A 22,544-nucleotide genomic window follows, 5' to 3' on the forward strand; every position below is an offset into this window, starting at 1 on the left:
TTATTAGCCACTACTGTTACAACGTTAGTATAGCACTTCAACCGTATAAATGATATAGGCACGGTTTTCCTCATCCAGCCAGCCATTCTTCATAGACAGGGACATCCTGTCCAACATCAGGCCGTACAGGAGCTTAGCATCGCTGCTAAGCCCCTTAAAGCGTTCATCCTTAATCAACAGGCGCGGAACACGATAAAATGCAAATTGTTCGGCCTCGATCCCATAATAGTAGTCAAAGTTTATTTTGCCTTTCATCTGTCTCCGCCCCCTTTACTGCCTGTTTTTCCATTCCTCCAGCAGTTCATAAATAACTGTTTCAATCTGCTCATTGGAATAATCTTCCGGAAAAAACTGGCCAATTTTATCTGCCTTAATGGTCACTTTCCGGCTTTTTGGCTTTTCTTCTGATAAAATCAACCGCACCATTGCCATTGTCAGTTCCTGGCTTTTTCCGTACTCCTTTAGTTTCGCTGACTGTGCGGTAGTCATTACCACCCCAGTCTCCCGTAGGACTTCCAGAACCCAGCCCTGGTATTTCTTGTTCAAGAATGAAATATCGACTCCTTGCACCATACCGATCTTTTTACGATCCACCAGTTCCAAAAGTCCATCATTCAATCGTGCAAGCCATATGAAACGCTGAACCGTCTTTCCGCTTTCACCAGCCTTTTTTCCGACTTCATCCAGGCTGTTTCCAACGCCCTTTTTTCCCGGATGTTTCATTGCCTCATATTTCATGGCATATGCCCTGGCTTTTTCACTTGGTAAAATATCTTCTCGCTGAATATTGGTATCCACCATAATAATGGTTGCTTCGTCATCATTATAATTTCGGACGAATACCGGCATTTCTGCAATCCCAGCCAGTTCACAGCCTCGTTTTCTCCGATGACCGGCAATAATCTCGTATCCACCATCCTGACGTGGCCGCACAATTCCAGGTGTCAGAACACCGTAATTTTTTATGCTCGCCACCGTTTCCTGCATTTTTTCATCATCCAGAACTTTCAATGGATGATCCTTAAATTCATAAAGATCTGTCAACGGTACATATAACAGCTGTCCGGCTACCTGATTGGCAACGGTATCCATTCCCAAAAGATCTTCATAGGAAGTCAGCTGAATCTCTTTATTTCTCTTTCGCATGGTTCAGTACCTCCTGTGCAAGTTTCTGATAGCTTTCTGCCCCTTTTCCATTCTTCTCATAGGTAAAGATACTGACACCTTCTGAAGCTGCCTCTGAAATTGGTTCTAACCGGGGAATGGAATCATTAAATATCCGCAGTTCATTTCCATAAGCTGCCTTGATTGCTTTTTTATTTCGTTTGGAATTGTTATATCGACTCACATCCATCGTGTACAAAATGCCCTCTATTTCCATTTTAGGGTTAAATCGTGCCTTCGTTGCCTTATAGACCTTCAAAAGCTCTGTAAGGCCGTCAGAGGCATAATATTGGGGTTGTGTTGGTATCAGTACACTATCTGCCGCCGTCATTTCGTTAATCGTCAGCATTCCGAGAGATGGCATACCATCAATGATAATATAATCATAATCTGCTTTCAGCAAATCCAGGTATTCTTTAAGGACCTGTTCCCGGTCTTCCACCGTAATCAAAGACAAGTCCATTCCAGTCAGCAATTTATTGGATGGAATAATATCTATGCCCTCTTTATGATGTAATATTGCTTCCCGTGGATCAAACTCAATTCCCATGACAATATTTTCCATCATATTTTTCAGAGTCACTCTGAGATTTTTGGGAAATCCCAAGCCAAGAGTTAAATGTCCCTGGGGATCACCATCCACCAATAAAACTCTCTGTCCCAGTCTTGCCAGTCCAACTCCCAGATTGATGCTTGTGGTGGTCTTTCCAACACCACCCTTCTGATTTGCAATTACGATTACTTTACACATGATCAAATTCTCCTGTTCTTCTACTGTTTTTCTTTTACATTGCTCTTTTTAATTTCAGCATAGGCCCGGTAATACTGCCTGGTTCCTTTGTTGCTATAAAGCTCCGATAACTCCATTACCTCAATTTTCGGATGACGCATGATAATTTTCTGGAACCATGCGATGTCATTCTTTGTTCCCATTACCCTTATCTTTAACATTTATCCATTCCTCCGCAGGGTCTCAAAGTCCCCTATTTTCTGCTGTGTACTCCGGATAGCGGATCTGGATTGCCTGCCAGAAATATGGTGCGTAAGAACAACAAAACAACTCTTCCACGTTATACTGGCTACATTCCTGCAGCTGGTCTTCTGTGTCCTGATAATCGTCTACGCTGGGCGCACCATCGCAGTATAGATTAAAAGCCATTCGGATTGCCTTAACGCTTCCACTGGTCTGCCAGCCTTCCCGCAGGCATTCTGTTTTCACATATCCGGTTTTAAAATCATAAATCTGATCAATATGCTCTCTCGTATCCCGGTTCACTCCAAGGCAATATACCAATGCCTTGTGATACACATCCTGATACCGTACCTCTTTTAATTTTTCGTAGTAGAATTTTTCATGTGCATTGTTCATAAAGTTCATCTCTCTGTTTTCTGCTCCTAACGCTGTACCTTTCATCATCAATAACCTCCTTCGTGTATTGAAAAAGGCATCCCCTATGGAATGCCCTATAAAAAATAGGGACACTCATTTCTAAGTATCCCTACCATTTACCAGTTAATCTGATAACACTGTTCACTTTTATTTATTCAAAATTATTGTGTCTCACGTGTCGAGATTCAACGCTACAACCACACGAATTCGGTCCATAAGCACTTTTTCTTTATGATTTTCGCCCACAGTATTAAAAGTAAAAAACCTCACAAAGTAAGTAAATTCAAGGATTTCTACATATTTTTTCTGTGTAGCGCAATTACAGTCTCAACTTGTGTATCGTTGTCCAAACTTATTTCCATATCTTCCTCTATGATCGGGAGCTTGAATTTGATGGATTTCAGCCATTGTCCGTTCGGCTTCCGTTCCTCAAAGATATGGATTTCGGAGATCAGCGACTCCATAAGCTGTCGGCGTTCCTGTTCATCCATCACGGCGTACAGCTTATCAAAGTAAATCAAAACTTTGTAGATATTATCGGCAGTCAGCTTTTCAGCTTCGATTGCCATTTTCTTTGCTCTGGCTTCAATCAGCAGAGACTCCGTATCCTCGATTTTATCATACATCTTGTAAAGACGATCATCAAGGTCTGCCTTGCGTTTGATGTAATGTTTATCATCGGGGTCAAGTGTATCAATTTCCTCTATCAATCGGGACTTGATGGAATAGCTCTGGCGAAGCTGTTTTTCGTAGTTTGCAATCTCCTGTTCGATAGCGGAAGTATCCACTTTCATGCTGATTTTCTGCTGCATCAAAGCGGCAAACTTCGGATTGCTGACCAACTTGGTAATCACCTCTGCGACAGCGGTTTCCAAGAGTTCTTCGTGGATTTGCTTCTTATAGTCGCACTTGTGACCACGGGTCATGGTGCGGTGTTTGCAGCCGTAGTAGTAGAAATCCTTGTACTTCGTGCCGTCTGCCTTGTGCTTGACACTCTTATTGCCGTACATACCGGCTCCGCAGATCGGGCATTTGAGCAAGCCTGTCAGCAGATGCACCTTGTTATCCTTACCATGGTTGACCTTCTCGTATTTCTTTGCCTGGGCAACCAATTTCACCTGTGCATCGTGCCAGAGTTCTTCGGAAACAAGTGCTTCGTGCAGACCATCGACCAACAGATAGTTGTCCTGTTCAATAAGACGGTAATCGTTTCTTGTGCCATGCACCTTTTCCGTCCTGCGTCTGCCATAGGCGATCTTGCCGCAGTAAACAGGATTTTTCAGTATCCTGCGGATAAGCGCCGCATCAAACAGAGGATTCTTGCCGTTCTGTCTTTGGATTTTTCCAATGCCATGATTGGCGAGGTATCGGGCAAGACCGTTTGCGCCCATGTCGGTATGCACGTACTTGTCAAAGATGATGCGGATTGCTTCTGCTTCTTCCTCATTCACATACAGCTTGCCTTTTTCAAGCGTATATCCATAAGGAGCAAAGCCGCCGTTCCATTTGCCCTCACGGGCTTTCTGGATTCTGCCCTCCATCGTCTGAACACGGATATTCTCACGCTCGATCTCGGCAACCGCTGACAGAACGGAGATCATCAGTTTTCCTGCATCCTTGGAGGAATCAATACCATCCTCAACACAGATCAGATTGACACCGAAATCCTGCATAACCTGCAAGGTGGACAGCACATCTGCCGCATTTCTGCCGAAACGGGAGAGCTTGAACACCAGCACATAGGAAACACCGTCCTTGCCGGATTTGATGTCCTCCATCATGCGGTTAAACTCTAATCTGCCCTCGATGGACTTACCGGATTTACCGGCATCCTCATACTCACCGACAATCTTATAGTCATTGTACTCGGCAAATGCTTTCATTCTGGCTTTCTGAGCATCCAGAGAGTATCCATCCACCTGTATCGTGGTGGATACTCTCGTGTAAATATATACTTTTATCTTGTCTTTTTTCATATCGTTATCCTCATTCGTGCCGCCGTATGCAGCACCGTTATGTAACCCCTACTCCGAAATCACTCTCAGAGTAGGTTTGGACACTTATCACACGTATATTATATCATGCAATGTCCGTTTTTTCAATAGATTCCTCAAAAAGTTTGGAATTGTTTACAATTTCTTTTTTCTCGCTGTCCAAACAAATCGGCGGCTCCGGAAGATTTTCAATATCCAGAACCGCCGCATATTTCTCTATTAAGTTGGCAAGTAAATCGGCAAAGCCGCTCCATTCATCCTTTTTTCTGTTATCTATAATGGCGTACCTCCTGCGTTTTGCTGTCACGATGTGTATATGCTCGAATGATCTCCGGCGGGATGCGGTCAAGAATGCCCTTGATGCGCTCATAATCGCTATGCAGCCGCATTTCCTGCAACTTCTTGACGGTGCTTTCTTTCTCGCTCTTTTCCAGAGCGGCGGTCAGCTCGTCATTTTTCTTTTCCAACGCTTTCTGTTTGCCGTCCGCTGTTTTGAAGAACTTTTTGTATTTCTTCATCTGCGTTTCCATAGCGGCAACATCGGGGATATACTTTTCAAGAAACGCCGCAATCTGTGCCGAACGCTCCTTGTAGTTCGTGAACTTCATATCGGAGAGCAGTTCTGCCAGCTTGTCATGCTGCTTGTTCAGACGTGCCATCTGTTTGAATACCCTTGTGGGGATGTGGTCACGCCCGGTCTCGCTGGCACTTTCGCCACGTTCCAGATCGGGATATTTCTTTACCATGTGTTCCCAATACTTGTCCTGCCACTGTGTCAGCTTCTTTTTGTTCCCTAAAATCTCCTTGGCACACAACCTTTTATCCTCCGTCAGAGGTACAAAGCAAAGGTGCATATGGGGCGATTTCTCGTCCAGATGCACCACAGCGGATATGATCGTTTCGGGAGCTTGATTCTGCTTGATGAACTCCAACGCTTCATTGAAGAACTCACGGATTTCAGCTCGTTTCTTTCCCTTGAAAAACTCCGGCGTAGCGGTTATGAGAGCTTCCACCACACGAACGCTGTCCGAGCGTGTGCGGCATCCGGCTTCTGCAATCTGACACTCGGATTCAGCTCTGTACTTCCTTTCGGGCTTGATAAGATGGAAATTCAAGTGTGTACGGGACGGGTCAATGTCTGGATTGCTTGCGTATTTCTCCTTGGTGCGCTCGTTATGAGCTTCAATGCCGCTGATCTCCGGTCCCTTGTATTTCGCAAATCTTAAAATAGCGTACTGTGCATTTGCCATTATTTGCCCCTCCTTTTCTGCCATACGATGTCGTAGCCCAGCACATCGGCAAGCTCCACGACTTCCTTGTATCGGATACTTTCTCTCTGTAGTTTTGCGGACAGATTGGAAACGCTGTCGCTCCATCCGTACTCGTCCGAGAGCAGGTCAACAACTTCCTGCATAGTCATTCCGGTACGGATGATCTGTGCCTTTATTTCGTTGCGTACATTCATATTGATAAAATCCTCCATAAATTTTGTTTGTAATGCGGCGAAAACGGTACGCCCTACGGCATACCCATTTCACCGATTAGTGAAAATCTGCAATCTCTGAAATCCGTTCAGAATTTTGCTTGTGATGTCCTGCCCATATATGACCATATCCCACTTTACTGTTCCGTGTGATTTGCTCTGGAACAGAGAAAATACCTATTGTTCCGTAAGCGGGATACATTGTTCAGAGAAGCACGATTTCGTGAAATGGTTTTGTTCTGCGGTCAAAATCTTTCCTGTTTTCATTACCATTGATTTTCAATGCCCAAAAACAGGGCATCCGCCAACAGCATTGAAAAATAATAGTGAAACGGACTGAAAAGTACGTGTACCAAGTGTACTTGCTGTACCGTGGTACACTTGGTACGGATGGTACACGTATTTTCGGGTCAATATCATTTTTACAGAAATGGTCTTTGCAGAAGCTCGATGCCGACAAATCCTCTGGCATACCTCCCGCCGCCGATATTGACCTTATTGGTGTACTCGATGTTGTACCGACTCTCATTCTGTTTGAGAAACGAGCAGAAACTCTTTTGGGAAAGGCTGCTCAAAGCGTTATCATCACACCACAGCTTGTAAACGGCGTACAGGTCTTTGGAGCTGACCTCATAATCTGCCTTGAAGCGGATATACCCCTCGGAGCTTAAAAACTCGATGATGTTGTTTCCGTCCGATACGGCAGCGTCCATGTTGTCCTGTGCCGACTGGCTGACCGTAAACTTGTAATCGTTGTCGATCAAACGGTGCAAGCCCTCCAACGCCCACAGGAAGATGCCCTCCGCTTCGGCGCACATCTTTTCAGCGATATAGGGATCGTCCTTTCTGTTCGGGTCTTTCTCCTTGGTGGAGAGGATGATCTGTCTGCGGAAAAAACCAACGCTGCGGTCATAGAGAGATTGCAGGACACCGTTACCCAAGCCGATGAAGCGTACATACAAATCACCTTGATAGCTCTGCTGTCCCTTTTTCTCCAAATCCATCGGCAGCTCCGCTGTGATAATCGCCTTGATGTTGTTGGTCTGGGGGAGAGCTTCCAGTTTCATATCATCGTCCAGCATCACAAGTTCATGTTCCAAATCTGCACGAGCAAAGGGACTTGTCTCCACCTTTGCGATACTGCCTGTGTTCATGTTGCTGCCAAGCAGCGCACGAAGGACGATACCGATGCGGCTTTTCCCCTCGCCGCCCTTACCGATCAGCAGGAGCATCTTCTGTCCCTTGGTGGAGGGGATAAAGCAATATCCCATAAACTCCTGCAAGGTCAGAATGTCCTCCGGCTCTAAAAGTTGGGATAAAAAATGCAGCCATGTCACAGGCTGCGGAGCATCGGGATTATAGGCAACGGGCAGACGGTTGCGGCAGAAATCCTTTTCGGGACTGAATGTGCCGTTCAGATAGTACGTGCCGTTCGCCACATGGATACGGTCTTGGTACAGAGATAGCTTTGCGGTGCAGCACTCCATACGCATGACATCCAGCAGATTGGTGACTTTCTTTGCAACGCCGCTGGTCACATAATACTTGATGCGGTCATAGATGACCTTTTTCAAGCGGTTTTCATCGTGTACTCTGCCATTGACCGTGAAAAAAGCATCGTTCACCGTGACCATCGGATAATCACGGAGAAATTCTTCACAGAATACAGTTTCATTGATTTTCTTTCCGTCAAACCACGCCGGACACTCAAAGGGCGAGGTCTGCATCATTTCTTCGCTCATGGCGCATATCCTCCTTTTTCTTTCTTGTGGTGTAGTCCTGTAGGAACGTGATCTTGCCATTTTTCATCAGCTCGTCCACCACGGCAACACGTTCTTCCAGATCACCTACGGTCAAAATATCTGCCAGATATTCGATATAATCAATCATCTGGCAGGCTTCCACAAAGCGATCATCCAGAGCATCATCCGGCGTTTTCGGTGCATACCACACTTTCCAATCTTCCAGCAGATGCAAATAATCCGTCAGCACTCGGAAGCACAGCATTTCGTCCTCCCGGAACTGACGGATATAGGGATGCTTTAACTTGTGGGGAACTGCCACAGGCTGTCCCGGCTCGGTGCTGATACCGAAGTCCGCAGCCAGTCTTTGCGCCGCTTCGTAGCTGCTCAGATCAAAGAGCCTTGCCACGAAGTCGATCACATCCCCCTTGGCTCCGCAGCCGAAGCATAAGAAATATTCCTCGTTCAGCTTCAAGCTCGGATGCCTGTCATTGTGGAACGGGCAGCAAGCCATGCCGTTGCGGCTCACTTTCAGCCCGTAGTGTTCGGCGGATTGCTTTACGCTGATTGCCGCCTTGATGCTTTCATAAATGTTCATCGCATTCCTCCATAAATTTTTCTCGACGCTTTTGTTCGTCTGCTTGAATATACGGAGAAAATGTCTATAGACCGAAAAATCACGCACAAATGCAGGAAAACAAAAAAGCCGCCCTGCAATTTTGCAAAAATGCAAAACGCAGGACGGCGATTGTTCACAGTTATGATATTGATTTTATTCCACTTGTGGTATATAATATAAAGTAGTACAGGAATGGAGGGTAATACCGATGAAATATCTTTCTACCTTTGAGGTTGCAGAAAAATGGGGCATTTCCCACCGCCGTGTCGGTATCCTCTGCAATGAAAACCGCATCCCCGGCGCACAGAGGGCGGGTGGACGATGGATTATCCCCGAAAATGCAGAGAAGCCCGCCGATGCAAGAGTCAAGAGCGGAAAATATATCAAGTCAAAAACAAAAGATTGATGCCAATAGGAAAGGGGGCGCAGAGCATGGAGCGCAAATACTTATCCGGCAACATCAGAGAGCGTTTGCAGGATTTGATGAAAGAACGTAAGATCACGCAGAGTGAGCTTGCCGCAAAAATTGGAATGGATGTCAGCACACTCAGCAGATTTATCAGCAATGCAACAGGCAAACTCGGTGACGAGAATATCAAAAAGATCGCAAAGGAATTTGAGGTATCCACCGACTTCCTGCTCGGCGTTACCGATATTCCCGACCGCATGAATTACGATATAGCCGAACTCGGCTTGTCGGTACAGGCGGCAAAAAATCTCTACACAGGAAAGGTCAATGCTGAGGTTGTCAATCGCTTACTGGAAAACAAAAACTTCGCCGCAATGACCAATATGATCGCACATTATTTTGATGATACCCTTGCTGCCGGATATGCCGCACAGAATCAGATGTATGCCACATTGAGTGCGCTGTTGATGGGAGAAGCAAAGCAGCATCCCGAAGATAGAGAAGCCATTACAGAAGCCGCAAAGACTGTCAGCGTTTCAAGGATGCCGATGTATCAAGCTGATCTTACTGCTATTCAGAACACCTTTATGAATGTGTTGAAAGAAATCAAGAAGGAGATCGGCTCCAATGTCTCAGACGCACAAGCCATGAGCAAAGAAGCGGCACAGCATATGTACGCAGAGCTGACAAAGGGGCAGGATGTGACAAAGCCGAATATCACGCCCGAAATGGTTGCCGAAGCGATCACGGGCAGCGTCAGCGGCATGGAGGGTGTTGACCCCGAAGCATTAAAACAATTCAATCAGGCATTGATCGGACTGCTCACGGTCAAGCCAACAGAAGATGAACATGACGGCAGTTGATAACGAAAAACTGTGTGCGCTGGCGCAGAACGGGAACATGGATGCGCTGAACAGTCTTGTGGAAAACAATCTGCGTTTTATCAAAATGACGGCGCATGAAATATGGAGCGCACAGATAGAAGTCAATCGGGCACTCGGTGTTACCTTTGACGATCTTGTGCAGGAAGGCTGTCTGGGACTGATGGGATGCGTGGAGAAATTCAATCCCGATGGCGGCAACAAATTTCTGACTTACGCAGCTCCGGCAATTCGCAATTCCATGATCGACTACATCCGAAGTCAGAGTACATCCTTTGAAGCAAAGCACATGGGCGAGATCGTCAGTCTGGATGAGGTGACGAAATTTGAAAATCGGGATCGTCATGCCTTTGTCCCCGATTCCAATATGACCAATCCCGCACAGATTTATATTGCAAAGGAAACGCACGAAGAACTTCACGCCGCCCTTGATGCAATCAGCAATCGAGAGCGTGAATATCTGTTGTACCGTTTCGGATTTGAGGACAATATAGAGCATCCTTTGACGGAGACAGCGGAGCATTTCTTCCTGTCAGAGAGCAGAGCGAAATCCACGGAGAGGCTGGCGTTGGATAACGTATGGTTGGAACTGCCGTGGTGGTTTCACTAACGAGGGGAACAGACGCTGCGGCGGGTTTTATATACCTCTTGCGCCCCCGTTGTCACAGAAAATCTTTCCGCACAGCTTCAAGATTTCCTATGCCAACTACACACGAACAGGCGGATTTTGCTCATGCTAAATCCTTCGTTTTGTGTTCCTTTCAGCCCACAAAATCCGCCTGTTCTGCTTCCGCCGAAAAGTGTCTGTCTGGCGTGGGACAGCCCCTTTCCAGCGTCAGCGGTCGCCAAAGGTATAACACACTAGACTTTGCAAGCAAAATCGTGTGCCAATAGGGATGCTGCTCACCCCTATTGGAAACCCAGAGCCAAGGGATTTCACCCCTTTGGATACCCCCATCATTTTCTCACAAATGGTACCCACATTGAAAAAACTGCGTTTTACCATGTCGGACCTTTTCTCGAAAATGCCACAGCACACGACATTCATTTTTGCAGAGGCTTTGCAAAAATCTCAACCTGTGCCGTGGGGTGCCGAGCAAAAATTCCGTGTTTGCCAACACAGAAAATTTCCTCGTCACGCTGCTGCGGCAGAAAAACAATAGCGGACTTTTTGTTGATAGTACCTGGTCTGCTATCTCAAAAATATTTTTCAAAAAATTCCAATAAAAGTGTAGTGAACAGCGTGTAACCCCGGTGTATTAGGGTGAAAGGCCTTGATACAAACGAAAGGAGTGTGATGATATGGATGATAGCAAAATCATAGAGCTTTACATGGAACGTTCCGAACAAGCCATATCTGAAACTTCCAAGAAATACGGAAGATACTGCCACTACATTGCCTACAGCATTCTGCATAACGATGAAGATTCGGAGGAATGTGTCAACGATACATATCTCCGAGCATGGAACTCCATTCCACCTAAACGCCCGAGCAAATTGCAGACGTTTCTTGGAAAAATCACTCGCAATTTATCTTTGAATAAATGGGAAAAGCTCTCTGCTGAAAAGCGTGGTGCGGGACAAACCTCACTAATTCTCGACGAACTATCAGAGTGCATCCCTGCTGAACAAGATGCAGTAAATACTGTTGAGAATATGGTCATCAGAGATGTACTCGACCGTTTCCTTGATGAACTCCCAGCAGAAACAAGAAAAATATTTGTTCGTCGTTATTTTTATATGAGTCCCGTAAAAGAAATTGCAGATGAATATGGCCTTTCTGAAAGCAAAGTGACAGTTACCCTTTTCCGTACAAGAGGTAAACTTAAATCTGTATTGGAGAAAGAAGGTATAACGTTATGAAAAACAAACGTCTTTTAGACATTTTTGGAGAAATTGATGATCGACACATTGCCGAAGCAGCTCCCGTTGCAAAGAAATCTCGAAATAAGCCAATTTGGTTTAGATGGGGTACAATCGCTGCCTGCATGGTCTTAGTCCTGTCCGTTTGCTTCGGTTCCTTTGCGGTTGTTGCTGAAGCAAAGGAATATAAAGCTGCTGTTCAATTCTTTAATGACTATGGTATGTCTACGGAAGGACTTACTCGTGGTGAGATTAAGGAAGTGTATCGTGATATTACAACGAAGTCGTTCACTTATTCTAAGACCGCCGAAGTGATTCGAAACAGTATTTCTTCCGATAATATCGGTGGTTACGAGATTGTTCAAGACAATCCAACACCAGAGGATATTGAAAATCTTTGGAATTATAAAAATTATACCGGTGGTTTTATTGGTGCCACACAAACAGGCGTACACTATAAATACCATTCGGAATACAAAGAAGATGAATCTCTTGGCTTAGAGGTGCACGATAAGAGCTATCTCGAGAAATACGATGGAGATAACTTGCTTTGGAGTGTTTCTATTTCCGATTTTTGGATTGAAGATTATAGCATCGTATCGGATGGTGTAATTGCCTACGGTAGAACCGACACTTGGTCCAGTACTCAAATTTCCCATGCATGGATGGCTAAAATCGACTTAGATGGTAATCTCGTTTGGAAACACATGCTCAATAACGGATTTGACGATGAATACATCGCTTCCGTTTTGGAAAATGCTGATGGCAGCTATGCCGTAATCAGCCGTGGTGATCTGAAATATTTCTGTCTTAGCCAGTATACGGTGGATGGAAAAGAAACCTACTTCCATAAAGCCGAAGTAGGTAACTACGGGATTTGGAATGCAGCTCGGTTTGAAGATGGTTACATGGTTCAGCTCGGTAGCTATATGACGAATGAGCACGCAAAAATCGTTAAGGTTGACCGCGAAGGTAATATTACAGAGTCCTTCTCCTATGGCGATGAAGATTCTTACTATTACATTACCGATATGATTGAATATAACGGAAATATCTATTTGTCTGCGTACGCTGTTCCGAGACTTGCTAATGAAGATCAGAGTGCAGGCGGTAGATATGAAATTGCCGGAGTATTGAATTATCTGTTTGATAATAACATCTGGGAAATTTCCAGTGATGAACTGACGCCTATGGTACGGGACAACTACACCGCAATGTTGTTGGTATGTGAGCCTAATGCAGGGAAACCCCAAGAATACTACTCTGTCAACGGGTCTCTTGGTGGAAAGCTTTCTGTGAGTGATACGGGAAATCTACTTTGGGATGTAGAAAGCATTACCTCCACATTCTTCTCTCCCGCAACAAGTTCCTTCACAATTGGCGGCACAAGCTATGTATTCAGATACACTTTTGATACTTCTGGAATGCTGATTAGCCAGGAGAAAACAGGTGAGGTTGTGAATTACAGAAGATAATACAGTTAAAATATGGCTGAAAACACAGCCCGTAGGATTTTGACGTCCTACGGGCTGTTTCCATGTCAGCTATCCAACGGCTTATACTGCGTGACCGCTTTCAGATACTTCTCCGGATCGCCGTTCAGTATCAGATCGGCGTACTCCAACGGCGCATTGTAGATCAGCCAGTCCAACTCTGACCGCTGATACATATTGTCGGCAACCTCGTTCTCCACGGCAATGGTGTCAATGGCAATCATACTGCCGTCGTTGAATTTCAGTTCCACACAAGCGGTATCCATGTTGAACTCACAAGAAATCAAATACGTCATATCCGCCCTCCTTAAATCATGCCGAAGTGCGTCAATGCCTCCTTGATTGCTTTTTCTTTATCTGGCGGGCATTGCGGCTGTTTAGCGTCCTCAGACTTCGGCTTATTGTAGTTCTCACGCTCAATGATACCGCACTTCTGTTTTACCTGTGCGATATACAAGCTGCTAACTTTCAAGCCGCTGTGCTCCAACACATAATTTTTGATTTCTTGGTAGGTGGCTTTCTTTTCCGCATCGGTCAAATCCAGCTCGTCCATATCCAAGTTAATCTCGATATGCTGCTTTGTATTAAGTTTGGACAATAAGCATACCGTCTCTACCTGCGTCGTCCCCGGGAACATGTCGACACAGCATACTCTTGTGACCTCATAACCTTTTGCCTGCAGCACAACGAGATCTCTCGCAAGGCTCGTTGGTTTGCAGGAAATATAGATCATTTTTTCGCATCCATAATGGTCGATGATCTTTGGAAGCGCCTTCGGATGGATTCCGTCTCTCGGCGGGTCCAAAACGATGAGATCCGGGCGTTCCTCTAAGGTATCTAATACTTTTAAAACATCCCCCGCGATGAAGTCGCAGTTTGTCAGTCCATTCTGCGCCGCGTTCACCTTCGCCGCCTCAACAGCTTCCTCAATGATCTCCACGCCGGTCACATGTTCTGCCGCCGGAGCCAGGATCTGGGCAATGGTACCGGTTCCGCTGTAGAGATCGAAGACCTTTCTTCCGTCTGTCTCACCGATGTATTCGCGGGCTGTTTCATAGAGCACCTCTGCACCGAGAGAGTTGGTCTGGAAAAAGGAGAATGGAGTGATCTTAAATTTTAATCCCAGAAGCTCTTCCATAAAGAAGTCCTGTCCGTAAAGGATCACCGTGCGGTCATTCTGTACCACATCCGCAAGGCTGTCGTTTTCTGTGTGGAGAATTCCGGCAAAAGAGCCTTCCAGATCCAGTCCAAGAAGTTTTTCTTTCCAGCCCTCAAGCAGCGCTTCCTTATTCTTATCACTCTTCCATGTTCCCTCCGTCTGGGTGGAGGTCACAAGATCCACAAGGATCTCCCCGGTCTTCACACCGCGGCGGACAAGAAGATGTCTCAGATAACCGACATGCGCCATTTTTTTATAGAAGACTGCTCCGTGCTCCGTAAAATAATCCAACGTCGCTCTTAAGATCTTACAGCAATCCGGATGCACCAGCACACACTGGTCCACGGTCACGATATCATAAAAACTGCCGCGTTTATGCATTCCCAGAGTCATGGGACCGTCCTTAAACTCATCTCCGAAGGAAAATTCCATTTTGTTGCGGTACGCCTTTGTCAACGGACTACCTTTGATCCCCTCAAAATTGTAGCCGGCCGGAAGAACCGGATCTAAAAGAGCCCGGACCTGCTGCTCCTTGATCTTTAACTGTTCCTCATAAGGAACCGTCTGGTACGTACATCCGCCGCAGTCCGCACGATGAGGACATGCACCCTCTGTGTTTTCGTATGCTGCGGGAGTCACGACCTTAAGGAGTCTTCCCTCGCATCTTCCTTTGCGCTGCTTGGAGATCGCGATCTCGACGGTCTGCCCCGGGAGCGCGTTCTTTACAACTACCTTTTCCTCTCCGATATGGAGGATTCCTTTATTTGGAAAATCCATCTTTTCCACTGTACCAGTGTAGATCTCACCTTTTTTCATATAATTTTTGTACTCCTTTTTCTGCCGGGAATCGGATTTTTCCGTTTCTGATCGCACAGCGCGTAAACGATGCCTCGTTCCCTGATATGTTTTTATGCACAGAAAAAGGCTGTGCAAGCGATCCCTGCCACAGCCTCGTTCTCATTGTGTTTGTAAGCATTTCGGCTTAAGCTTCTTTCTCGTCATCCTTCTCGACAGCTTTTTTCGGAGTTTCCTCCTCTTCCTCGAAAAAGTCATCGTCGAAATCATCGTCGAAATCGTCTTCAAAATCTTCCAGATAATCCGGTGTAAAGAAGCGATATACTGCGTATGCGATTCCGGCTACAGCAGCAACAGCGCCGATGATAGCAAGCACCCAGAGGATACAATTCTTTTTCTTATCCTCTTCTTCTTTTTTATGAAGCAGTTCATTCAGCTTGGACGCGTTTATAAGCTCTTCCATTTTGCTGAGTGCGTCTTTACTCATCGTATCGAATTTGTTCATCCTCACACATCCTTTCTGTTTCACAGCCGCCCCGGACAAGAATAATCCGCACGGACAGATACTTTGTAATAGTATATCATGATTTTATGGTTTTTACTATCCCTAAATTTTCATAGTTTTAGACACCATTTTTTTATACCGCAGTATATGGAGCTCTACAATTCAAGTCGAACGTCTGTGAGACTTGGCGCGTGATTCTGGTCAGCGTAAGCTGACATATTCTTTACAGAATCACTGCGCATCCTCGCGGAGCGTTTATCTCAGTCGGAGACCTAACTCCCACTGAGACTAATTTGTTATTACTCACCACCTGAAGAGGTGGAGGCTTCTCGACTGAGATAAACATGATAAAATAAAACTGCTGTCGCACCTCCAGCAGAAAGGAGGCGGTATTTATAGATTACATAAACACTTTCCTTGTCTCTGTCGCGGCAAGCATAGTTGGCTACTATGTTTGCAAATGGCTGGATAGGGACAACCGACAGTAACAGCCTAAACGGTTCGGCTCACCGCAAAGAGCAAGAAAACCCCCGGAGGTGCCACTCCGGGGGTTTTCGCGTACTCATAGACATATAAGCACTTTCCTTAGCTGTTTTTAATTATATGCGATTGCCCCCCAAAAATCAATACTAAATTTCTTTTGGCTAATTTATTTACAGCTTCTTCAGCTTCGCAAAGGAAGCAAACATCTTCCTTGTCCCGATCGTCGCATGATCAAAATCGACTGTGACCTCGAAATCTTTTCCGCCGTCCGCGATGGATTTCACGGTTCCGTCACCAAAACGCATGTGATGGACGCGGTCACCTTCGGAGTAATCCAAAGACTTCGGTTTTTCTACGGTGAACGCCTTTCCGAAGGTCGGCGTGTTCTTCGGCGCCGCAGAAGTCCCGGAGGCATATGGATTCTTATAGGCATCGGATTTCTGTCCAAAAAGACTCACACCCGCCGGACGGTTCTGGAATCTTCCGGTGTGACCGTCAGCCGCTTTTCCATCCGCGCCGGAAGCCTTCGCCCACGGAAGTCCCGCTTCCTCCGGAAGGTTCCTGTACGCGTCTGCCATTTTCTTCCATCCGGTCTTTGAGTCATCCTGATCCGGACGTTCCAGACACACATCCGGGATCTCGTCAATAAACCGGCTCGTTCTTTCAGGCTGTACCTGCCCTTTTATCATACGGCTCTTCGCCGCAGTCAGAGTCAGGCGCTTCTCCGCCCTCGTGATCCCCACATAGCAGAGACGGCGCTCCTCCTCCAATGCCTCCGGTCCTTCCATCAGAGACATCATACTCGGGAAAAGACCATCTTCCATTCCTGCAAGATACACATACGGGAACTCCAGACCCTTTGCGGAATGAAGCGTCATGAGGATGATCCGGTCCTCGGATTCGTCCATACTGTCAATGTCCGCAACCAGGGCAACCTCCTCTAAAAATGCAGACAGACTCGGTTCCTCGGCGCTCTCCCAGTAGGAGACTGCCTTGTTGATCAATTCCTCAATATTTTCCATTCTGGACTCGGCTTCCACCTCGCCCTCTTCCTTCAGCTCGTCACGATATCCTGTCTTATCAAGGATCGCCTCGATCACATCCTTGATCGGAGTCTCTTCCTTTAACATCTTCCGGAACTCGCTGATCTGGTCTGTAAATACTCCGATCTTTAACGCCGCTTTTCCGATTCCCGGAACAGCCTGCGCCCTCTCCAGCGCCTCATAGAAACTCATATCGTTTTCCATCGCGAACATGTTCACCCGGGCGACACTCATAGCTCCGATTCCGCGCTTCGGAACATTGATGATCCTCTGCACAGCCAGGTCATCCCGCCCATTGGCGATCGTCTTTAAATAGCAGAGAACATCCTTGATCTCTTTTCTCTGGTAGAAGTTTACGCCGCCCACGAGACGATACGGGAGATTGTACGCAACACATTTCTCCTCGAATATACGGGACTGGGCATTCGTGCGGTAGAGGATCGCGTAATCCTTCCATGGTCCGCCTCTCTTCACGATATCCCGCACAATCCACTCCGCTTCCTCAAAGGAAGAGCTGAACTCCCGGAACACCGGACGCTCGCCCACCTCATTCTCGGTCCAAAGTGTCTTATCCTTTCTTCCGGTGTTGTTCCTGATCACCTCATTCGCCGAATCCAGGATCATCTTTGTGGAACGGTAATTCTGCTCCAGCTTGATCACCTTCGCCCCCGGGAACGTCTCCTCAAAGCTTAAGATATTTCTGATATTCGCTCCGCGGAACCGGTAGATCGACTGGTCATCGTCGCCCACCACGCAGATATTCCGGTATTTTGCCGCTAAGAGGCTCACAAGCTTAAACTGTACCGTATTCGTATCCTGATACTCATCCACCATAATATAGCGGAAACGGTCCTGATAATACTCCAAGACCTCCTGCTTTGACTGGAACAACTCCACGGTCTTTACGAGAAGGTCATCGAAATCCAGGGCATTGTTCTTTTTTAAGCGTTTCTGGTACTCCATATAGAGCTCCGCAATCCGTTTCAGTCTCGAATCCCCCTCAGCCTTCGCGCTGAGCATAAATTCTTCCGGACTGATCATCTCGTTCTTTGCGGAGGAGATCACGCCGAGGACACCCCGTTCTTTTAATACCTTCGTATTCACCTCAAGATCCTTGAAGATCTGTTTCATCAGGGTTTTTGTATCATCGGAATCATAGATGGAAAAATCCGTCGTGTAGCCGATATTCTCAATAAATCTCCTTAAGATCCGCACACAGAGGGAGTGGAAGGTGCTGACCCAGACACTGTCCGCGCCGTATTCCACAAGGCTGTTGACACGGTCCCGCATCTCTCCCGCCGCCTTGTTTGTAAAGGTGATCGCCAGGATATTCCAGGGCTTCACACCCTTTTCCTCTATTAAATAAGCAACCCGGTGCGTCAGCGCCCGTGTCTTTCCGGATCCGGCGCCCGCCAGCACTAAGAGCGGACCTTCCGTAGTGAAGACAGCTTCCCGCTGCATCGGATTTAATGTATCGTAATTGTTCATTCTGTTCCCCTTTCACGTTTCCGGAGGCTGACGGTTCTGCACGTATCTCCCACATACTGAAACCGCCGGTATTCCGACAACAGATACCATCATTCTACCACAGGAACACTCGTTCGTGCAATCTTTATTATATGAAAAGTATGTGTCTGTTCCTGTATGCGGATAGGAATTTTCTGAACTGATAATTCCGTAACAGTACAGTGGCAGCAGTAGATTTTTCCGATTGGGAATGCGAAATGGTAATGATATAAAAACGCCCCGGATCAGAGAGAACTGTCATCTCACGATCCGGGACGCTTCTTTTGCAAGCTGGCAGCCAGCATTTACTGCCAGTCTCATTTTATTTTTTTAGAATTCCAGATATGCACCTTTCATCGGGCTTGCCGCATGCTCGCTGAACATACGGAGCACACCGCTCTTGTATCGGAGCTCTCTCGGCTTCCAGTTTTTCTTTCTCTCGGCAAGGATCGCGTCGATCTCCTCCGGAGTCTTTCTCTCGCCCTTGATACCGATGATGTTTAACTTTCTCTCCATCACATCGATCTCGATGAGATCGCCTTCCTCAACGAGAGCGATCGGGCCGCCGTCTGCCGCCTCCGGGCTGCAGTGTCCGATAACCGGACCTGTGGATGCACCGGAGAATCTTCCGTCTGTGATCAGGGCGATGGAACGGCCAAGCTCCTTGTCGCTGCTGATGGCCTCGGAGGTGTAGAACATCTCCGGCATACCGCTTCCCTTCGGTCCCTCGTAACGGATGAAGACTGCGTCACCTTTCTGAACTCTATGTTTCAGGACAGCATCCAGACACTCTTCCTCGCTATCAAACGGTCTCGCCTTGAGAACTGCCTTGAACATCTCCTTCGGGCATGCGGTGTGCTTGATGACCGCACCTTCCGGAGCAAGGTTTCCGCGCAGAACTGCGATGCTGCCGTCGGTTCCAATGGCCTTGTCAGCCGGACGGATGATGTCCTGTCTTGTGATGGAGATTCCGTAGCGCTCGTTGAACTTCTGAAGCCATTTTTCACAGCGCTCATAGAATCCGTTCTCTTTTAATTCCTTTAAGTTCTCGCCGAGAGTCTTTCCGGTCACGGTCATGACATCAAGGTGAAGGTGGTCTTTGATCTCCTCCATGATCGCCGGAACGCCGCCTGCATAGTAGAAGCACTCTGCCGGCCACTTTCCTGCCGGGCGGATATCAAGAAGATACTTCGCGCCGCGGTGGAGTCTGTCGAAGGTGTCACCTGTGATCTCGAATCCAAGCTCATGAGCGATCGCCGGAAGGTGGAGTAAGCAGTTTGTACTTCCGGAGATGGCCGCATGTACAAGGATCGCGTTTTCGAAGCTGTCCATCGTCACGATATCACTCGGACGCATGTTGTCCATCTTCGCAAGCTTAACTGCCTGTTTTCCGGCCTCTCTCGCGTAGTTTAAGAGATCCGGGCTTGTCGCAGGCATCAACGCACTTCCCGGGAGGGCAAGACCAAGAGCCTCGGCCATGATCTGCATGGTGGATGCAGTTCCGATAAAGGAACAGGCGCCGCAGCTCGGACATGCGTTATGTTTTGCCCAGTTTAAGCGGTTCTCGTCGATCTCACCGCGCTCATACTGGGCGCTGTACATGCCAAGCTGTTCCAGGGTCAACATCTCCGGACCCGCATTCATGGTTCCGCCCGGAACAACAACAGCCGGAATATTCACGCGGAATAAGCCCATGAGGTTTGCCGGCATTCCCTTATCACAGCTTGCGAGATATACCCCTGCATCGAAGGGAGTCGCATTTGCGTGGATCTCGATCATGTTCGCGATCATCTCACGGCTTGCAAGGCTGTAGTTGATTCCATCGGTTCCCTGGCTCTCGCCGTCACAGATATCGGTGCAGAAATATTTCGCGCCATGGCCGCCTGCCTCAGCGATTCCTTTTTTTACTTCATCTACAAGGATATGGAGATGTCCGCTTCCCGGATGGCTGTCACCTGCCGTGCTTTCGATGATGACCTGCGGCATCGCAAGTTCTTCCGGTTTCCAGCCTGTTCCGATCCTTAACGGATCAAGCTCCGGTGCAAGTTTTCTCATTTCCTGACTCTTCAGACATTTCATGATATTTCCTTCTTTCTTTGTGGGGTGTTACTCGTTATTGAGCGAATGATATCTTTTATTGAAACTGTTTTTTCAATTTTGTTCGCAACTGTTCAGTACCCTCACAGTTACGCGCAAAAATCCATTCCAAATCGGCTGTGCCGATAGGATTTTTGCCTTCTATTCTAAGTTTTCTTACGGTCAGCGCTGTAAATGCGCAGACCTACTGAACAGTTACTTTTGTTCTTTCTCTGCATTTCGAATGCACCGCGGCTTTGGGCTGCGTGCCTGCATCTTTCTACTACGCAAAGAACGAAATTACAAGTGCTACAAGGAATCCGGTCACACCGACTAAGGTCTCCATGATGGTCCAGGTTTTCAGGGTCGTCTTCTCGTCGATTCCCACGAGGGATCTTACCAGCCAGAAACCGGAATCATTGAAGTGGGAGCATACGGTGGAGCCGCCCGCTACTGCCGCTACGGTACATGCCAGATATAACGGAGACAGCTCACTGATTCCAGGAAGTGCCGCAACGATACCTGCCGCCATGGTCATGGCAACGGTCGCGGAACCGACACTGATGCGGACAAGGACTGCAATGATAAATGCAAGGACAACGATCGGAAGGTTCATGGATGCAACTGCATTTCCGATCACATTTCCAAGACCGGAGTACTGAAGGACATAGCGGAGCACGCCGCCACAGGCGGTAACGAGAAGGATGAGACCGGTCGGCTCCAAGGACTTTGTCATAACCTTCTCAAGCTCTTTCATCGTGTATCCATGTTTTAAACCGAGACCGAACATGGCAGCCAAAGTCGCGAGCAGCAGTGCTACGAACGGCTCACCTAAGAACTCAAAGACCGGAGCAACACCGGCTAATGCCGGAACAACGCCGCAGATGGAGTCCAGAATGATGAGCACTAACGGGATCAGGATGATCCCAACGATCAGCCAGAAGCTCGGAAGCTTGGACTCATCAATCTCTTCCTGATTTGCCACACTCTCCGGTACCGGAACATAAAACTTCTTACCACAGATGGATCCCCATACCGGACCGGCTACGATCATTGCGAAGATTCCGCAGAAGATTCCGACTAAGATGACCCAGCCAAGATCTACATTTAACATTGTCGCTACGAGAACCGGACCCGGTGTCGGCGGAATGAACGCATGTCCAACAGCAAGTCCCGCAAGGAGCGGGATCACATAGTGAAGAGAGGAACGCTTTGTCTTCTTAGCAAGGGAGAATGCTAACGGGATCAGAATGATCAGTCCTGCATCGAAGAATACCGGCATCGCGATCACAAGGCCTGTGATTCCAAGCGCCCACGCGGCCTTTTTGTCACCGAATTTCTTTACCATCGTGACAGCGATCGTCTGTGCACCGCCCGAGACCTCCAGGATCGCACCGAACATGGATCCTAAGCCTACAAGCAGGGCAATTCCTTTTAACGTGTTTCCAATTCCATCATTGACCGCCGCGATAATATCTTTCGTCGGCATTCCCGCAAGAAGTCCGATGCTGATCGCTCCGATCAGGATCGCGATCATTGCCTGCACATTGAATTTGATGATCAGGACGAGCAGGATCACAAGACCGATCAGTGCTGCCAGGACAAGGCGGGTCGGGTTAAGTACAACTCCTTCAGACATAGTGGATTTACCTCCCAGTGTATTTGTTTTGGTTGTTCCGCGCAAAGATCCGTTTCATACCCCTGAACCGGACTACTCTGCGCTTCATGGTTGCATTTGGAAATAACAGTTCATATTTTGTTTTTCCTGCTTTCCGCTTTTTCATCAGACATGTCAGGCTGTTTAGTAAATTCTTTAATGTATTTGTCTGATGTCTTATGTCTATGGGCTTAATCTAACATTTTTCTGTGGTATTTGCAATACTTGTCTGATGTATTTTGTCTTTTCTCTTTTTCGCACAAAAAAAGCAGGGGAAAATTG

The 22,544-nt window shown here is 47.1% G+C and carries 21 protein-coding genes and 1 pseudogene; 5 read left to right on the forward strand and 17 right to left on the reverse strand.

Annotated elements, in window-relative coordinates:
- Positions 1 to 36: 36 nt before the first annotated feature.
- From DW677_RS00005 to DW677_RS00055, 11 genes and pseudogenes are all read right to left on the reverse strand, one after another.
- Positions 37 to 255 (reverse strand): annotated as a pseudogene (locus DW677_RS00005) (replication initiator protein A); the annotation flags it as partial.
- A 15-nt stretch (positions 256 to 270) separates the two neighbouring features.
- On the reverse strand, positions 271 to 1,146 hold the full coding sequence (locus tag DW677_RS00010) for a ParB/RepB/Spo0J family partition protein (RefSeq protein ID WP_117566265.1): 876 nt from the start codon (positions 1,144 to 1,146) through the stop codon (positions 271 to 273).
- Positions 1,130 to 1,915: an AAA family ATPase gene (locus DW677_RS00015; RefSeq protein WP_117566266.1), complete on the reverse strand. Its 786-nt coding sequence runs from the start codon at positions 1,913 to 1,915 to the stop codon at positions 1,130 to 1,132. Before DW677_RS00015 ends, DW677_RS00010 begins: the two co-directional genes overlap by 17 nt.
- Before the next feature lie 20 nt (positions 1,916 to 1,935).
- Positions 1,936 to 2,115, reverse strand: a complete 180-nt coding sequence (locus DW677_RS00020; protein ID WP_117566267.1) for a hypothetical protein — start codon at positions 2,113 to 2,115, stop codon at positions 1,936 to 1,938.
- A gap of 22 nt (positions 2,116 to 2,137) precedes the next feature.
- The gene (locus tag DW677_RS00025) at positions 2,138 to 2,578 is read right to left on the reverse strand and encodes a DUF6075 family protein (RefSeq protein ID WP_117566336.1); all 441 of its coding nucleotides are present in this window, start codon (positions 2,576 to 2,578) and stop codon (positions 2,138 to 2,140) included.
- Positions 2,579 to 2,847: 269 nt separating this feature from the next.
- A complete protein-coding gene (locus tag DW677_RS00030; RefSeq protein WP_117566268.1) occupies positions 2,848 to 4,530 on the reverse strand; it encodes a recombinase family protein in 1,683 nt (560 codons plus the stop codon).
- A 103-nt stretch (positions 4,531 to 4,633) separates the two neighbouring features.
- The gene (locus DW677_RS00035; protein WP_117470730.1) at positions 4,634 to 4,825 is read right to left on the reverse strand and encodes a hypothetical protein; all 192 of its coding nucleotides are present in this window, start codon (positions 4,823 to 4,825) and stop codon (positions 4,634 to 4,636) included.
- The gene (gene mobV / locus DW677_RS00040) at positions 4,818 to 5,798 is read right to left on the reverse strand and encodes a MobV family relaxase (protein ID WP_117470671.1); all 981 of its coding nucleotides are present in this window, start codon (positions 5,796 to 5,798) and stop codon (positions 4,818 to 4,820) included. The genes DW677_RS00035 and mobV overlap by 8 nt, the downstream gene beginning before the upstream one ends.
- Positions 5,798 to 6,013, reverse strand: coding sequence for an LLM class flavin-dependent oxidoreductase (locus DW677_RS00045; protein WP_117470672.1), 216 nt, complete (start codon positions 6,011 to 6,013; stop codon positions 5,798 to 5,800). Before DW677_RS00045 ends, mobV begins: the two co-directional genes overlap by 1 nt.
- Positions 6,014 to 6,453: 440 nt before the next feature.
- The gene (locus tag DW677_RS00050; protein WP_242990665.1) at positions 6,454 to 7,773 is read right to left on the reverse strand and encodes a phage/plasmid primase, P4 family; all 1,320 of its coding nucleotides are present in this window, start codon (positions 7,771 to 7,773) and stop codon (positions 6,454 to 6,456) included.
- Complete coding sequence (locus DW677_RS00055; protein ID WP_117566269.1) at positions 7,739 to 8,371, reverse strand: CHC2 zinc finger domain-containing protein; 633 nt, start codon at positions 8,369 to 8,371, stop codon at positions 7,739 to 7,741. Before DW677_RS00055 ends, DW677_RS00050 begins: the two co-directional genes overlap by 35 nt.
- A 229-nt stretch (positions 8,372 to 8,600) precedes the next feature.
- Between DW677_RS00055 and DW677_RS00060 the strand changes: the two genes are divergently transcribed.
- The 5 genes from DW677_RS00060 (at position 8,601) to DW677_RS00085 (ending at position 13,020) form a co-directional block, all read left to right on the forward strand.
- The gene (locus DW677_RS00060; RefSeq protein ID WP_117470674.1) at positions 8,601 to 8,798 is read left to right on the forward strand and encodes a helix-turn-helix domain-containing protein; all 198 of its coding nucleotides are present in this window, start codon (positions 8,601 to 8,603) and stop codon (positions 8,796 to 8,798) included.
- A gap of 26 nt (positions 8,799 to 8,824) precedes the next feature.
- Entirely contained in the window at positions 8,825 to 9,664 is an 840-nt protein-coding gene (locus DW677_RS00065) for a helix-turn-helix transcriptional regulator (RefSeq protein WP_117470675.1), read from the forward strand.
- Complete coding sequence (locus DW677_RS00070; RefSeq protein WP_177610473.1) at positions 9,651 to 10,292, forward strand: sigma-70 family RNA polymerase sigma factor; 642 nt, start codon at positions 9,651 to 9,653, stop codon at positions 10,290 to 10,292. Before DW677_RS00065 ends, DW677_RS00070 begins: the two co-directional genes overlap by 14 nt.
- Positions 10,293 to 10,984: 692 nt before the next feature.
- The gene (locus DW677_RS00080) at positions 10,985 to 11,545 is read left to right on the forward strand and encodes an RNA polymerase sigma factor (RefSeq protein ID WP_117470678.1); all 561 of its coding nucleotides are present in this window, start codon (positions 10,985 to 10,987) and stop codon (positions 11,543 to 11,545) included.
- Positions 11,542 to 13,020 (forward strand): hypothetical protein, encoded by a 1,479-nt coding sequence (locus tag DW677_RS00085; protein WP_117566270.1) that lies wholly within the window; start codon positions 11,542 to 11,544, stop codon positions 13,018 to 13,020. Before DW677_RS00080 ends, DW677_RS00085 begins: the two co-directional genes overlap by 4 nt.
- Before the next feature lie 65 nt (positions 13,021 to 13,085).
- On the opposite strand, the gene DW677_RS00090 is transcribed toward DW677_RS00085, so the two are convergent.
- From DW677_RS00090 to DW677_RS00115, 6 genes are all read right to left on the reverse strand, one after another.
- Entirely contained in the window at positions 13,086 to 13,334 is a 249-nt protein-coding gene (locus tag DW677_RS00090) for a DUF6061 family protein (RefSeq protein ID WP_117470680.1), read from the reverse strand.
- Between the two features lie 11 nt (positions 13,335 to 13,345).
- Positions 13,346 to 15,013, reverse strand: a complete 1,668-nt coding sequence (rlmD, locus tag DW677_RS00095) for a 23S rRNA (uracil(1939)-C(5))-methyltransferase RlmD (RefSeq protein ID WP_117566271.1) — start codon at positions 15,011 to 15,013, stop codon at positions 13,346 to 13,348.
- 166 nt (positions 15,014 to 15,179) lie between these two features.
- A complete protein-coding gene (locus tag DW677_RS00100; protein ID WP_015554931.1) occupies positions 15,180 to 15,497 on the reverse strand; it encodes a hypothetical protein in 318 nt (105 codons plus the stop codon).
- 653 nt (positions 15,498 to 16,150) lie between these two features.
- A complete protein-coding gene (locus tag DW677_RS00105; RefSeq protein WP_117566272.1) occupies positions 16,151 to 18,511 on the reverse strand; it encodes a UvrD-helicase domain-containing protein in 2,361 nt (786 codons plus the stop codon).
- 348 nt (positions 18,512 to 18,859) lie between these two features.
- Complete coding sequence (ilvD, locus tag DW677_RS00110; protein WP_347473009.1) at positions 18,860 to 20,599, reverse strand: dihydroxy-acid dehydratase; 1,740 nt, start codon at positions 20,597 to 20,599, stop codon at positions 18,860 to 18,862.
- Positions 20,600 to 20,888: 289 nt separating this feature from the next.
- Complete coding sequence (locus DW677_RS00115; RefSeq protein WP_117566274.1) at positions 20,889 to 22,244, reverse strand: gluconate:H+ symporter; 1,356 nt, start codon at positions 22,242 to 22,244, stop codon at positions 20,889 to 20,891.
- Positions 22,245 to 22,544 lie beyond the last annotated feature (300 nt).

The organism is Clostridium sp. AM25-23AC (genome assembly GCF_003435125.1).
Lineage (GTDB): Bacteria > Bacillota > Clostridia > Lachnospirales > Lachnospiraceae > Pilosibacter > Pilosibacter fragilis.